The 14,511-nt window shown below is 73.7% G+C and carries 12 protein-coding genes; 8 read left to right on the top strand and 4 right to left on the bottom strand.

The features are described 5' to 3' along the window. Nucleotides 1–1,365, bottom strand: a complete 1,365-nt coding sequence (locus tag ACF1BN_RS28375; protein WP_392334434.1) for a helix-turn-helix domain-containing protein — start codon at nt 1,363–1,365, stop codon at nt 1–3. A 352-nt stretch (nt 1,366–1,717) separates the two neighbouring features. Next, nucleotides 1,718–2,386, bottom strand: coding sequence for a 4'-phosphopantetheinyl transferase (locus ACF1BN_RS28370; RefSeq protein WP_392334433.1), 669 nt, complete (start codon nt 2,384–2,386; stop codon nt 1,718–1,720). Nucleotides 2,387–2,572: 186 nt separating this feature from the next. Between ACF1BN_RS28370 and ACF1BN_RS28365 the strand changes: the two genes are divergently transcribed. The 7 genes from ACF1BN_RS28365 to ACF1BN_RS28335 all read left to right on the top strand — a co-directional run bounded on the left by ACF1BN_RS28365 (nt 2,573) and on the right by ACF1BN_RS28335 (nt 12,469). Then, nucleotides 2,573–3,559 carry a LuxR C-terminal-related transcriptional regulator gene (locus tag ACF1BN_RS28365; RefSeq protein ID WP_392334432.1) on the top strand — a complete coding sequence of 329 codons (987 nt, stop codon included), beginning with the start codon at nt 2,573–2,575 and terminating at the stop codon, nt 3,557–3,559. A gap of 444 nt (nt 3,560–4,003) precedes the next feature. Further along, the gene (locus tag ACF1BN_RS28360; RefSeq protein WP_392334431.1) at nt 4,004–6,040 is read left to right on the top strand and encodes an MFS transporter; all 2,037 of its coding nucleotides are present in this window, start codon (nt 4,004–4,006) and stop codon (nt 6,038–6,040) included. A gap of 87 nt (nt 6,041–6,127) precedes the next feature. Then, nucleotides 6,128–7,429, top strand: coding sequence for an amidase (locus tag ACF1BN_RS28355; protein WP_392334430.1), 1,302 nt, complete (start codon nt 6,128–6,130; stop codon nt 7,427–7,429). A gap of 57 nt (nt 7,430–7,486) precedes the next feature. Next, nucleotides 7,487–8,497 (top strand): 3-oxoacyl-[acyl-carrier-protein] synthase III C-terminal domain-containing protein, encoded by a 1,011-nt coding sequence (locus ACF1BN_RS28350; protein WP_392334528.1) that lies wholly within the window; start codon nt 7,487–7,489, stop codon nt 8,495–8,497. 59 nt (nt 8,498–8,556) lie between these two features. Beyond that, nucleotides 8,557–8,856, top strand: a complete 300-nt coding sequence (locus tag ACF1BN_RS28345; protein WP_392334429.1) for an acyl carrier protein — start codon at nt 8,557–8,559, stop codon at nt 8,854–8,856. Further along, nucleotides 8,853–10,358 carry an AMP-binding protein gene (locus tag ACF1BN_RS28340; RefSeq protein WP_392334428.1) on the top strand — a complete coding sequence of 502 codons (1,506 nt, stop codon included), beginning with the start codon at nt 8,853–8,855 and terminating at the stop codon, nt 10,356–10,358. The genes ACF1BN_RS28345 and ACF1BN_RS28340 overlap by 4 nt, the downstream gene beginning before the upstream one ends. Nucleotides 10,359–10,447: 89 nt before the next feature. Further along, nucleotides 10,448–12,469 carry a thioredoxin domain-containing protein gene (locus ACF1BN_RS28335; protein ID WP_392334427.1) on the top strand — a complete coding sequence of 674 codons (2,022 nt, stop codon included), beginning with the start codon at nt 10,448–10,450 and terminating at the stop codon, nt 12,467–12,469. Nucleotides 12,470–12,544: 75 nt separating this feature from the next. On the opposite strand, the gene ACF1BN_RS28330 is transcribed toward ACF1BN_RS28335, so the two are convergent. Together ACF1BN_RS28330 and ACF1BN_RS28325 are read right to left on the bottom strand one after the other, a co-directional pair. Beyond that, nucleotides 12,545–12,943: a rodlin gene (locus ACF1BN_RS28330; protein WP_388865859.1), complete on the bottom strand. Its 399-nt coding sequence runs from the start codon at nt 12,941–12,943 to the stop codon at nt 12,545–12,547. A gap of 97 nt (nt 12,944–13,040) precedes the next feature. Further along, on the bottom strand, nt 13,041–14,075 hold the full coding sequence (locus ACF1BN_RS28325) for an LCP family protein (protein ID WP_392334426.1): 1,035 nt from the start codon (nt 14,073–14,075) through the stop codon (nt 13,041–13,043). Nucleotides 14,076–14,235: 160 nt separating this feature from the next. Between ACF1BN_RS28325 and ACF1BN_RS28320 the strand changes: the two genes are divergently transcribed. Then, entirely contained in the window at nt 14,236–14,421 is a 186-nt protein-coding gene (locus ACF1BN_RS28320) for a hypothetical protein (RefSeq protein ID WP_392334425.1), read from the top strand. Nucleotides 14,422–14,511 lie beyond the last annotated feature (90 nt).

The raw sequence follows: 14,511 nt of genomic DNA, 5'->3' as shown, positions 1-14,511 counted from the left end.
TCAGCCGACGGCGCACCAGGCGCTTTCCTGTGCCGGTTCGGCGACCTCGGTGACGAAGTGCCGGACCAGGGAGGGGACCCGGTAGTTGTACTGGCGCTCACGGTGGATCTGCACCAGCGAGGCGTCGGCCAGCTCGGCCAGCAGATGGGCGACGTGCGGCGCGCCGGCCGGGTCGTCGGGACCCGGGATCGTCAGCGCCTCGTCCAGCGAGAACGTCCTGGGCAGGGCGGTCAGCCGGTGCAGCAGGTCCCGGTGGGCGGTCGGCAGCAGCTCGTAGCTCCAGCGGACGCTGCTCGACAGGGTGCGGTGCCGGGAGAGGTCCCCGGCGTCGACCCGCGCCAGCAGGTGGAAGAGCGTGTCGTCGTCCAGGAGCGAGGTGAGCGGCAGCGAGCGCAGCCGGCCGGCCGCTAATTCGATGGCCAGCGGGAGCCCGTCGAGCAGGGCACACAGCTCGCGCACGAGCGGCAGCCGGCTGCTCAGGTCGAGCGTCGGCAGGCTCGCCTGCACCCGGCGCAGGAAGAGTTCCACCGCGCTGGGCACGGCGGACTCGCCCCGCGTCGGCAACCCCGTGTCCAGCGGCTCGACCTCCCAGGTCTCCGCCGCGCTCACCGCCATGGTGCGGCGCGAGGTGACCAGGACGTGCAGTCCGGGGTGGGCGTCGAGCAGCCCGCGGACCACCCGGGCGGTCTGCTGCACGACGTGCTCGGCGCTGTCGAGCACCAGCAACTGCCTGCGCATTCCGGCGTCTTCGCGCGTAGAGATGTCGGTGCGGACGAGGTCGCCGGTGATGCGGTGGAGCTCGCTGGTGGCACGGACCGGGTCGAGGTGCTCGGGCGGGCAGTCGTGCAGTTCGGCCACGGCCACCCCGTCCTGGAAGAGCGGCAGCAGCCGGGCGGCTGCGGCGAGCGCCAGCCGGGTCTTGCCCACCCCGCCGGGGCCGGTCAGGACGACGAGCCGGCCGCGCTGGACGGCGCCGAGGAGGTGCCGCAGGTCGGCCTGCCGGCCCACCAGCGGGGCCGGCAGCGGGCGGGGCCCGTACCACGGCGGCGGTCCGGAGTCGGCCGCCGGCCGCTCGGTCTCGGGGTGCGGGACGGGGGCGGGCCAGCCGCCGCTCTCCGCGGGCGCGCCCTTGTCGAGCGCGGAGGCGGTGGCACCGAAGGCGCTGAGCAGCAGGGAGACCGAGCTGCGGCGCGGGTTGATGTTGGTGCCCGTCTCCAGGTTGCGGATGGTCCGGACGCTGACGCCGGACCTCTCCGAAAGCTCTTCCTGGGTCCAGCCCGACATTCTGCGCTGGTGGAGCAGGAAGTCTCTCAGGCTGTGGATGTCCGTCGGTCTGAACGGGATGGTCTCGTTCGGGGTCTGCATGGGGAAGAACACCCTCCGGATCGTGTGCGGAATGCCTTGCAACGCGCAGGGGGATCAGCGGTGTTGTTCCGGCGACGACATGACGATGTCGTGGCCGCCTGGTGCCGGGGCCGATCTGCGGGGCGGGACGTGGTTGGTCCCGAATTCCCGTGGGTGTTTGCCTTTTTCCGATGGTTTATCTGTGGGGTCGGGGAAAGACGGCGGTTGCAAGCGGGAGGCGGCCGATCGGGATCAGCGTAACCGGGAAGTGCGGGCGGGGCTGTGGCAGGAAGTGCTGGCTGGCAGCTTGGTGCCACTGATTCATAAACCCTGGGGGGAAGCGGGGGTGAGAAGCAGGTGAACTGACACCGGATCAGTTTTCACTTTGTTGAACGAGCAAACTTGTCAGCAGAATCCCCGACCGCGCCGACCAGCGCCCCAGCAGGCCGCCTTCCGAAAGGGCCGGCAGCAAGATTTCCGATTCCGGAGGTATCGCGAGGAAAGTGCCGTCCGGGTACGGACGCACCGTGAAGTCCTGGAATCCGAACCGCGCCCCCAGCCACGGCGAGAACGCCTTGTACGCCGCCTCCTTGGCGCTGAACACCAACCGGTCGCACGGCGGCCCGTCCGGCCCGAAGTCCTCCCGCAGCCACGCCCGCTCCACGGCGCCCACCACCCGGCCGGCCACCACCGCGGGCAGCGGCTCCAGCGGCTCCGCGTCGATCCCCACCGACGCGTACGCCGACGCGCGCGCCACCACCGCCGCCCGGTAGCCCGCGCAGTGCGTCATGCTGCCCACCACCCCCGGCGGCCAGCCCGGCGCCCCGAGCGGCCCCGGGACCAGCGGCGCCGGCGCCGCGCCCAGACCGGCCAGCGCCGCCCGCGCGCAGCCGCGCACCGTGGTGAACTCGCGCAGCCGCTCCGGCGACACCCCCGCCACCGCGGCCCGTTCCGCGGGAAAGAGCGCCACCCGGCCCGCCGAACCGTCGTCCCCGAACGCCTCCGCCGCGCACACCCCCGCCGGCAGCGGACCGCCGATCACCGCCCGCCCGCCCCGGTGCCCGGCACGGACCGCTCGCCCGCCGGAACCGGATTCCCCCCTTCGGCCCTCTTGATCGCACAAGCGGGTGATCGGGTAGAAAGTGGAAGAGCCGGGAGCGCACGCGTTCGACCGATCGACCAGCCGCGCGCGCTCCGAAGGTAACGGGGAACAGGGGGACGCGAGCTCATGCTCGGAAGACTAGGACGGTTAGGGTTCGACCACCTCGCCGCGGCCGTGTACAGAGGCCTGATCGGCAGCGGTTCGAAGAGTGTCGACGACCTCGCCAAGGAGCTCGCCCTGCCCACGGGCGAGGTGCGCTCCGCCATCGAGCGACTGGAGAAGATGGACCTGCTCCTGCCGCAGCGGGAGGGCCGCAGCCGCCTCGTCGACCCGAACGTCGGCCTGAAGTCCCTGCTGCTCCGGCAGATCACCGGGATCGAGGACCGGATCAGGGAGTTCGAGGAGGACCGGGCCACCGTCCTCGACCTCCTCGCGCACTTCGCCGACCGCCACCCCGGCGGCATGGAGGCGGGCGGCGTCCACGTCTCCGGCCGGGAGGCGGTGACCGACCGGCTCTGGCAGCTCGCCGGCGACGTGGAGGCCGAATGGCTCGCCTTCGTCCCCGGCGGCGTCCGCAACACGGAATGGCTGGAACTGGCCGCGGCCCTCACCACCCAGGTCCACAACAGAGAGGTGGCCAACCGCTCCGTCTACACCGACGGCATCCGCACCGACGCCGCCACGCTCCGCCGCGCCACCCGCTGCGCCGAAGCGGGCTGCCCGGTGCGCACCGTCCCGTCGCTCCCGGTGCACATGCTGGTCATCGACCGGAGCCGGGTCCTGCTGCCGGTGGACCCCGGCGACCCCTGGTACGCGGTCATGGAGATCACCTCGCCGGGTGTGCTCGCCGCCCTCCAGGCGCTCTTCGAGCACGTGTGGGAGGGCGGCGTGCCGCTCGGCACCGAGACCGGTACCGACGAGCACGGGCTCAGCCCGCAGGAGCGCGAGCTGGTGCGGCTGCTCTCGCGCGGACTCACCGACGGCGCCGTGAGCAGACGCCTCGGCGTCTCCCTGCGCACCGTCCGCCGGGTCGTCGCGGACCTCTCCGCCCGGCTCGGCGCGGAGAGCCGCTTCGAGATGGGCTACCGGGCGGCCGAGCGCGGCTGGCTCTGACCCCAGGCCGGGCCGGCGGCTCCCGCCGGCCCGGCCCGCCCGCCCGCTCGTCCGTCTCGCCCGTCCGGTCCGTCCCGCCCGCCGCACCGCGAGCGAGCCTTCCGGCGCGCCCGGACTGCCCGCAGGGGCCTTCCGGCACCCGCCCCGGGGCGTACGGCACGGCGTTCCCGTACCCGCCCCGAACCGTCCGAGGCAGCGTCCTGGTGCCCTCCCGCACCACCCCGGAGCAAGCCTCCCGGCACCCGCCCCGGGGCGTACGGGCGGCGTCCCCGTACCCGCCCCGGGGCCGCCCGGAGCGCGCCCCCCGAGGCCCCCCGCCGCGGCGGCAACTCCGGCCGGAAGTTGCCGGTGCACTGCCTGGCCGGGCCCTCCCCGGTTGGACGAGCATCGGCGGGGAGCCGGGAGGTCATCCCGGGCACCGCACGGCACGGGGGAAGAGGACGCATGGCCACGGCGCAGCCGCGCTCCGAGGAGGACGAGCGGACCGGGGAGGTCGACACCCGCCCCCCGTCGCTGTGGCGCAATCTCGACTACATGTACTGGTGGACCGGCAACGGCGTGTCCACCCTCGGCACCAGCGTCACCACGCTCGCCTTCCCCCTCCTGATGCTCTCCGCCACCGGCTCGGTGGCCCAGGCCGGCTTCATCACCGCCTGCCACATGATCGGCACCCTGGTCATGCTGCCCGTCGGCGGCGTCCTCGCCGACCGTGTCTCGCGCCGCGCGCTGATGATCTCGGCGTCGTTCGGCCAGGCCCTCGCCATGGGCGCGGTCGCCCTCCTCGTGTACCGCGGCGACCCGGTGGTCCTCGTCCTGGACGCGCTCGCCCTGGCCGGCGGCCTCGCCGCCGGACTGCGCAGCGGCGTGTCCATGTCCGCCCTGCGCCGGATCGTCCCCAAGGAGCAGGTGCCCACGGCCACCGCGCAGGGCATGGGCCGCGACATGGTCGCGCATCTGCTGGGCGCCCCGCTCGGCGGCCTGCTCTACTCGATGTCCCGCTGGATGCCGTTCCTCTTCGACGCGCTCTCCTTCCTCTTCGTCACGCTCGCCTCGGCGCTGATCCGCCGCCCGCTGGGCCCCGACCCGTACACGGGCCAGGGCCCGCGACCGGGCCTGTTCACCGAGATGGCCGACGGCCTGCGGATCGTCCGCGGCAGCCGGTACCTCGTGTTCACCATCGTCTGGGGCGCCCTGCTCAACGTCGTCGCCGAGGGCTTCACCCTGCTCTTCGTGGTCCTCGTGCAGCACCGCGGCGGCAGCCCCACCGACGTCGGCACCGCCACCTCGCTCGCGCTCGTCGGCGGCCTGCTCGGCGCCACCGTCGGACCCGCCCTGATGCGGACGATGGGCGCCCGGCGGGTGATGCTGGTGGCCGCCTGGCTCTTCGTGGCCTGCTTCGCCGCCGTGGTCTGGGTGCCCCGCCCCTGGCAGATCGGTCTGGTCCTGCTCGTCGCGATGACCAGCATGGTCCCGCTGAACGTGGTCATCGAGTCCTATCAGGTGCGGCTGGTCCCCGACGCCTATCTGGGCCGGCTGGCCGCCGTCGTCAGGTTCAGCGTCCAGGCCGTGCAGTGGACGGGCCCGCTGGCCGCCGGCTTCCTCGCCGACGCCTTCGGCGTCCGCACCGCCGTCCTGCTCCTGGCCGTCTGCATGGCCGCGCTCGCCCTCGCCCTGCACGTCGCCCGCGGCAGGCTGAGCATCCTCGACATTCCTCTGGCCGAGGTCCGGGAGATCGATCCTCCCGGCGTGCCGGTCCGCGGACCGGTGGTGGACACCGACACCAACGACCGCTCGAAAGAGGACAGTTCGAAAGAGGACGAGCGCCGTGCGGAAGCAGGGTGTGGAAGGGTTGACGACATGACAGAACACTCCGGACATCACGACCAGAACAAGCAGATGGAGAAGGCCCGGGGCAGCGAGCTCCTGGCCTCCGACGACGACCGCAACCGCGTCGCCGAGAAGGTGCGGGCGGCCGTCGCCGCCGGCCGCCTGGAGATCGCCGACCTCGACGCCCGGCTGGCCCAGGTCTACGAGGCCAGGACCCACGGAGAGCTCGACGTGGCGGGCCGCGGACTGCCGGACATCGGCCCCCGCGACGCCCTCGTGGTGGACCGCGCGCCCACCTCGCGCTTCGCCCTCGGCATGTTCGGCGGGTTCGAGCGCCAGGGCGAGTGGGTGGTCCCGCCGCGCTTCACCGCCTGGTCCATGTGGGGCGGCGGCCGGCTCGACCTCAGCGAGGCGCGGTACGCCGAGCAGGAGACGGTCATCCGGGCCGTCGCGCTCTTCGGCGGCACCGAGATCGTCCTCCCCGACGACATCGAGGTCGAGGTCAGGGGCTTCGGACTCTTCGGCGTGTTCGGCAAGCGCGGCGCCCGGAAGCACAACAAGCCCGGCACCCCCCGGGTGCTCATCAAGGGCCTCGCGATGTTCGGCGGCGTCGTCACCAAGACCAGGGAGATGAACCGCTCCGTCGAGAAGTAGCCCCGGCCGGCCCGTGACCGCACGGACCGCCCGTCCCGCCGTACCGGCCCCCGCCCCTCCCCCTCGGGGCGAGACACGAAGGAAGCCATGGAAGATCCAGTGCGGACCACGTCCCTGCTCCACGTGGCCGAGAGCCTGCGCACCGGTGCCACCGGCGTGCGGGAGCACACGGACGCCACCCTCCGGCGCATCGCCGACGTGGACCGGGCGGTGCGCGCCTTCGTGGACGAGCCGGAGCGGACGGAGCGCTTACGAGCGGCCGCACGGGACGTCACGGACCGCCACCCGGCACCGGACACTCCGGCGCTGTACGGCGTGCCCGTCGGCGTGAAGGACATCCTGCACGTCGACGGGCTGCCCACCCGGGCCGGCTCCACCCTGCCCGTCGAGGAACTGGCCGGCCCCCAGGGCACCGCCGTCGCGCGGCTCCTCGCCGCGGGCGCGCTGATCGCCGGCAAGACGGTGACCGCCGAGTTCGCCGTCACCGCCCCCGGCCCCACCCGCAACCCGCACGACCTCGACCACACCCCGGGCGGCTCCAGCAGCGGCTCGGCCGCCGCCGTCGCCGCCGGACTCGTCCCGCTGGCCCTCGGCACCCAGACCATCGCCTCGCTGATCCGCCCCGCCGCCTACTGCGGCGTCGTCGGATACAAGCCCACCCACGGCCGCATCCCGACCGACGGCGTCCTCGCGACCTCCCCGTCGTACGACACCGTGGGCACCTTCACCGCCACCGCGGCCGACGCCGCCCTCGCCGCCTCCGTCCTCTGCGACGACTGGCGCCCCGAGCGCGCCGGCGCGGAACGGCCGGTGCTCGCCGTCCCGGTGGGCCCGTACCTCGGCTTCGCCGAACCCGAGGCGCGCACCGCCTTCGACCGGCAGGTGACCGTCCTGCGCGCCGCCGGATACGAGATCCGCGAGGTCCCCGTCCTCGACGACTTCGAGCAGGACGCCTTCTCCCTCTTCGTCATCAACCTCTACGAACTGGCCCGCGCCCACGCCGACCTGTTCGACCGCCACGCCGACCGGTACGACCCCCGGACCGCCGAGGCGATCCTCCAGGGCCGCACCGCCCAGGACTCCGACTACGCCGACGCCCAGAAGGCCCGCGCCGACTTTCGCGACCGCCTCGACGACACGACCCGCCGCCACGGCGTCGACCTGTGGATCACCCCCGCGGCCACCGGCCCCGCCCCCCGCGGACTCGACAACCCCGGCGACTCGGTCATGTCCCTCCCCTGGAGCGGCGCCGGCCTGCCGGTCGTCACGGTCCCGGCCGGACGCTCCGGGGCGGGCCTCCCGCTGGGCCTCCAGTGCGTCGGCGCCGCCGGCGAGGACGAACGGCTGCTCCGCTGGGCGCAGGACGTGCACGGCGCGCTGACGGCATGACACCGGGCCGGCGGTTCCGGCAGTGACAGACGGAGAATCGAGGGACCGGCAGTGGAGATGGGCATCGTCGCCGTCGGGACGGCGTTCGGGGAACAGTGCGACGTCCGGGAGACCGCGGCCGCGTACCTGGCCGACCCCGGCGTCGCCGAGAAGATGGGCTACGACACGTACTACCGGCTGAGCGAGGGCGACACGCCCACCGCGCTGGCCGCGCGCGCGGCACGCGAGGCGCTGGAGGACGCGGACCTCGACGTGGACGACCTGGACCTCCTGATCGTCGGCGTCTCCGACATCCCCGAGTACCTGGGCTGGGACACCTCCGCCGCCGTCGCCCGCGAACTGGGCGCCCGCACCGTCCCCACCGTCCAGTTCACCCAGTCCTGCGCCGCCTGGTCGCCCGCCCTGGACCACGCCGCGGGCGCCATGGCCCTGTCGCCCGACACGGACACCGTCCTGCTGGTCCTGGTCAACGTGCTCAGCGAGGCGCACGCCAACCGGATGGACTTCAACGCCACCATCGCCAGCGACGGCGCCGTCGCCGCCGTCCTGAAGCGCGACCACCCCCGGCTGCGCCGGCTCTCCTCGGCCCACCTCACCAACTCGGACTACGCCGACCTCTTCCGCATCGAGTACGGCGGCGCCGCCGCGCCCGTCGCGCCCGAGGGCGAGGGCAACCTGGACGTGGACCCGAAGATCGCGGTCTTCCGCCACTTCGACCGCGACCCGGACCGCTTCGAGGAGTTCGAGCGGGAGATCCGCGCCCGCCTGGCCGGCGTCGTCGACACGGCCCTGGTCCGCGCCGGACGCGAGCGCCACGAGATCGCCCGGATGGTCTTCATCAACGACAACCAGCGGGCCGTCCAGGAGGCCGGCGAGGCCGTCGGCCTGCCCGTCGAGCGCACCAACGCCGCGCTCGCCCGCGAGCTGGCCCACATGGGCGCCGCCGACCAGCTCGTCTGCCTGTGGCGCCACGTCGAGGCCGGCGAGCTGGCCAAGGGCGACCTCGTCGCCCTGGCCGGTATCTCGGCACCCGGAATGCACTGGTTCTGCACACTCATCGAGGTGTGAGGCCGCCCACCCGGCCGGGCCCAGGGCCCGGCCGGCGGGGACCCGCGAGAGGAGACACCATGACCACCGAGTCCCGGACGCCCCCGGCCCCGGCCGGCACCGTCACGGAGGAGGAGATAGCCCGCTTCGTCGTCGAGCGCTTCCTCCCCTCCGTCGACATCGCCGAACTCGACCCCGAGTACGACCTCCTGGCCACCGCCGTCATCGACAGCCTCGGCCTCCTCCAGGTCGCCTCCTGGCTGGAGCGGACGCACGGCGTCGTCGTGCCCGACCGCGAGCTCACCGGCCCGCGCTTCCGCAGCGTGCGCGCCATCCGCGAGACCGCGGACCGGGCCGCCGCGGCGGGCGGCCGGTCATGAGCCGCACCCTGGCCGAGGCGTTCGCCGCGCACGCCGCCGAACGACCCGGGGCACCCGCCCTCGTCTGGGAGGACCGCCCCGTCTCCTACGGCGAGCTGTACGCCATGGCGGTCCGCGCCCGCGCCCGCGTCGAGACCGCCGTCCCCGACCCCGCCCACCCGGTGGGGCTCCTCGTCCGCAAGTCGCCCCGGGCCGTCGCCCTGGTCCTCGGCTGCCTCATGGCCGGCCGCGCCTTCCTGCTGCCCTCCCGCGAACTGCCCGAGGAACCCCTGCGCTCCCTGTACGAGCAGGCCGGCTGCCGCGCGGTCCTGGGCACCGAGCCCCATCCGCTCGTCGACCACCTCGTGGACCTCACCGGCGACCCGGCGGCGCCCGCCGGCCCCGCGGAGCCGCCCGCCCCGGTGGCCGAGGACACCGTCGGCTTCATGCTGACCACGTCCGGCTCGACCGGACTGCCGAAGATCGTGCCGGTCCCCACCGGCGCCGTCACCCGCTTCACCGCCTGGGCCGGCGAGTCCTTCCCCCTCGGCCCCGGCGCCCGGGTCCTCAACTACGCCCCGCTCAACTTCGACCTCTGCCTGCTGGACATCTGGAGCACCCTCGCCCACGGCGGCACCGTGGTCCTGGCCGATCCGGACCGCGGCGCCTCCCCCTCGTACCTCCGCGACCTCGTCGCCGACCACGCCGTCACCCTGGTCCAGGGCGTCCCGCTCCTCTTCCAGCTGCTGATCGAGGCCACCGCCGACAGCGGCCCCCTGACCACGCCCGAGCACATCGTCTTCGCCGGCGAGAGCACCCCCGGCCGCGTCCTCGAAGGCCTCGCCGAGGTCTTCCCCGACGCCCGCTGGTACAACAACTACGGCTGCACGGAGACGAACAACAGCTTCCTGCACCTCATCGACCGCGGCTCACCGGTCCGCGCCCCGCTGCCGATCGGCCGCCCGCTGCCCGGCGTGGACTGGCTGATCACCGACGAGGACGGCAAACCGGTCACCGGCCAGGGCCGCGGCGAACTGTTCGTCAGCACGCCCTTCCAGACGGCCGGCTACCTCAACGCCCCCAACGCGGAGCGCTTCGCCCCGCACCCCGACGGCGTACCCGGCCGCGTCTACTACCGCACCGGCGACGTGGTCACCCGCCACGAGGACGGCACCGTCAGCGTCCTCGGCCGCACCGACTTCATGGTGAAGGTGCGCGGCTTCCAGATCAGCACCCAGGCCGTCGAGCAGGTCCTCCTCGACCACCCCGAGGTCGTCGAGGCCGCGGTGATCGCCCTGCCCGACCCGGTGGCCGGCAAGCGCCTGCACGCCGTCCTGCGCGTCACCGCCCCCGGAGCCGTCTCCACCCTCGCCCTGCGCAGCCACTGCGCGCGCCACACCGTCCGCGCCGCCGTGCCGACCGCCTTCGACCTGACCACCGACCCGCTGCCCAAGACCTCCACGGGCAAGGTCGACCGCAACCTCGTCCGCCGCGCCCTAGAAACCACCCCACCCCCCACCTGACCCCGCCCCCCGCGCCCGCACCGCCCCTCCCACCACCCCACGCGGGTGGCGTGTGGGCGGCGCGGATGCGGGTGCGCGAGGATGGGCCCATGGCGAACCGACTGGCCCATGAGACCTCCCCCTACCTGCTCCAGCACGCCGACAACCCGGTCGACTGGTGGCCCTGGTCCGCCGAGGCGTTCGAGGAGGCCCGCCGCCGCGACGTCCCCGTGCTCCTCAGCGTCGGCTACAGCTCCTGCCACTGGTGCCACGTGATGGCCCACGAGTCCTTCGAGGACGAGGCCACCGCCGCGCTGGTCAACGAGCACTTCGTCGCCGTCAAGGTCGACCGCGAGGAGCGCCCCGACGTCGACGCCGTCTACATGGAGGCCGTCCAGGCCGCCACCGGCCAGGGCGGCTGGCCCATGACCGTCTTCCTCACCCCCGACGCGGCCCCCTTCTACTTCGGCACCTACTTCCCGCCGGAGCCCCGCCACGGCATGCCGTCCTTCCCCGAGGTCCTCGACGGCGTCCGCGCCGCCTGGTCCGACCGCCGCGGCGAGGTCGCCGAGGTCGCCGACCGGATCGTGAAGGACCTCGCCGGCCGCTCGCTCGCCCACGGCGGCGGCGGTCTGCCCGGCGAGGAGGAGTCGGCCGCCGCCCTCCTCGGCCTCGTCCGCGAGTACGACGCCACCCACGGCGGCTTCGGCGGCGCCCCCAAGTTCCCGCCGTCGATGGTCCTGGAGTTCCTGCTCCGCCACCACGCCCGTACGGGCTCCGAGGGCGCCCTCCAGATGGCCTCGGACACCTGCGAGGCGATGGCCCGCGGCGGCATCTACGACCAGCTCGGCGGCGGCTTCGCCCGGTACTCCGTCGACCGCGCCTGGGTCGTCCCCCACTTCGAGAAGATGCTGTACGACAACGCGCTGCTGTGCCGCGTCTACACCCACCTGTGGAAGGCGACCGGCAGCGACCTCGCCCGCCGGGTCGCCCTGGAGACCGCCGACTTCATGGTCCGCGAGCTCCGCACCCCCGAGGGCGGTTTCGCCTCCGCCCTCGACGCCGACTCCGACGACGGCACGGGCCGGCACGTCGAGGGGGCCTACTACGCGTGGACCCCGGCCCAGCTCGCCGAGACCCTCGGCGCGGACGACGCCGCCCTCGCCGCGACCCACTACGGCGTCACCGAGGACGGCACCTTCGAGCACGGCGCCTCGGTCCTCCAGCTCCCCCAGGAGGCGGGCCCGGCCGACGCCGGCCGGATCGCCTCCATCCGCACCCGGCTGCACGCGGCCCGCGAGCGGCGCGCGCGCCCCGGCCGCGACGACAAGATCGTCGCCGCCTGGAACGGTCTCGCGATCGCCGCCCTCGCCGAGACCGGAGTCCTCCTCGACCGCCCCGACCTCGTCGAGCGCGCCACCGAGGCCGCCGACCTGCTGGTCCGCCTCCACCTCGACGACGGCGGCCGGCTCACCCGCACCTCGAAGGACGGGCGGGCGGGCGCCAACGCGGGCGTCCTGGAGGACTACGCCGACGTCGCCGAGGGCTTCCTCGCCCTCGCCGCCGTCACCGGCGAGGGCGCCTGGCTCGACTTCGCCGGCCTCCTCCTGGACCACGTCCTCGACCGCTTCACGGGCGAGGGGGGCACGCTGTTCGACACGGCCCACGACGCCGAGGCCCTCATCCGGCGCCCCCAGGACCCCACCGACAACGCCACCCCGTCCGGCTGGACCGCCGCCGCCGGAGCACTGCTCTCGTACGCGGCCCACACCGGCTCCGAGGCCCACAGGACCGCCGCCGAGGGAGCCCTCGGCGTGGTCAAGGCCCTCGGCCCGCGCGCCCCGCGCTTCATCGGCTGGGGCCTGGCCGTCGCCGAGGCGCTGCTCGACGGGCCCCGCGAGATCGCCCTCGTCGGCGCCGCCGCCGACCCCGCGTTCCAGGAGCTGCGCCGTACGGCCCTGCGGGCCACCACTCCCGGGGCGGTCCTCGCCGCCGGAGCCCCCGACGGCGAGTTCCCGCTCCTCGCGGACCGCCCCCTGGTCGCCGGGTCACCCGCCGCGTACGTCTGCCGTCACTTCACCTGCGACGCACCCGTCACCGACCCGGACGCCCTGGCCCGCCTGCTGCGCTGAGGCCCCGAACGGACACGGCCCCGCCGCCCCTCCGGAGAGGGACGACGGGGCCGCGCCGTGGCCGAGCGGCGATGCTCAGTGGTTGCCGGCGCCGTTGCCGGACAGCACGGGGATGTCGCTGAGGATGTGCGACAGCGGCTCGTCGCCCTTGGCCTGGGTCGAGTTCTCGACGCACTGCTGGTTCTGCGGGGAGGACAGGACGTTGATGTCCTGGACCGCGATCGGGATGGCACCGACCAGCGAACCGGCGTTGACCTTGGCCGGGAGACCGATGCACGGCTTGTTCAGGGAACCCTGGACGAGCGCGAACTGCGGGCTCATGTTGCCGTACGTGGCGGAGTTGCCGAACTCCTGGTGCGCGCCGTTGCCGGAGAGCGAGGTGGTGCCGCCGTCATCGGCGATCGCGAGAGCCGGGCCGGCCGTCACGCCGACGACCGAGGCAGCCACCGCAGCGGTCGCGAGGAGCTTCTTCATGGTTCTGGCCTTTCGGATTGCTGGCCCGAGCTGACTGTCGGGCCGTGCTGATCAACTGGTCGGGGAGGCGGAGGTTCCGGCATGTCCACCGGACGGCCTACGGGCAGATGAGCGAAGATCCCCTGGCGGGGTCGTAGCGGGCGACGGAGATCGCGCTCGGGGCGACCGCGTCGGCGGGCGGCAGCGGACGGTCGGCGCGGAGCCGTGCGAAGACCTCGGCGGCCCCCTCCTCGTCCCAGCCCACCGTGGACCCGGCGCCCTCGACGACCGGGTTGTAGCCGCGGACGGGCACGGTCGCGAACTCGAAGCGGGAGGGGTCGATCCGCTTCAGCCGGGCGGCGAGCCGCAGCAGTTCGGCCGGCGAGATGCCGCGCTCGGCGGACTCCGTCCCGCGCAGGGTCGCGGTGAGCGCCGCCAGCTTCCGGGGATCCCCGAAGATCCGGTCGGACCGGATCCGGTCCAGCGCGTTGGCGACGAACCGGTGCTGCTTGCGGATGCGGCCGAAGTCCATCTCCCCGTCGGCCTTCCGCGAGCGCACGTACTGCAGTCCCTCGCCGCCGCCCACCCGCCGGGTGCCGACCGCGAGGTCGAGCCCGGTCGACGGGTCCTTCAGCGGCTTCGCCGTGCAGATGGCCACCCCGCCGTCGATCCGGTCGACGGTGTCCATGAACCGCCGGAAGTCGACCTTCAGGAAGCGGTGCACGTCGATCCCGGTGGCCGCCTCGACGGTCTCGACGGTCAGCTGCGCCCCGCCCTCGGCGTGGGCCGCGTTGATCTTCGCCGGGTGGGAGTCGTGGACGGCGCCGGTCCGCAGGACGGTGTGGGGTCCGGGGAGTTCGGCGAGCGAGTCGCGCGGCAGCGACACGACGCTGACCCGGTCGTGCCGGGCGGAGACGTGCACGAGCATCATCACGTCGGAGCAGTCGCAGCCCTGGCCGCCCAGCCGGAAACGTTCCTTCTCGGCGGCGGTGACCCCGGACCGCGAGTCCGTGCCGACGACGAGCAGATTGAACCCCTCGGCGGGGGCGGGGAGTTCGACGGGACCGCCGAAGGCGGAGGCGAGGGCTCCGGGGGCGAGCGCGAGCAGCGCAGCCGGTGCGAGCAGGAGCCACCGCGGACGCGGGAATCTCATGTCCGCACGGTATTTCGACGCCGCTCGCACAGACTTCCGCGACGCGACATCGAGTGCCTGAATCACTCCGTTGCGAGGCTTGTGTAATGATGCGGGAATAGCAGCGGAAGGAGCGAGGATGGCGCCGCCGGATCCCGGTAATCCCGGGAAATGGGAACGGATGGCCTTCATTCCGAAGAGCCGGTACGTGAGCGAGCCGCCGACCGCCGACCCGATCCGGTCGACCCGGCAATTCCCCGTCTATTCGGCCCTGGTGGCCCAGTGGGTGCAGGCGGGCCGGGCGGTGCCGGGAATGCCGGACCGGGAATGGGAGCGGCTGATCTCCACCCCCGTCTGGCCGCGCTAGGCCGTGTTTTGAAAATCGGCTCGGCGCCTCGTCCCGCATCGCGATGATCTGGGTGTGGGGCGAGGGGATCTTTCTGACGAACAGTGGGCT

This window comes from Streptomyces sp. NPDC014861, assembly GCF_043081625.1.
GTDB lineage: Bacteria > Actinomycetota > Actinomycetes > Streptomycetales > Streptomycetaceae > Streptomyces.
This window is presented reverse-complemented; position numbering and strand designations above follow the sequence as displayed.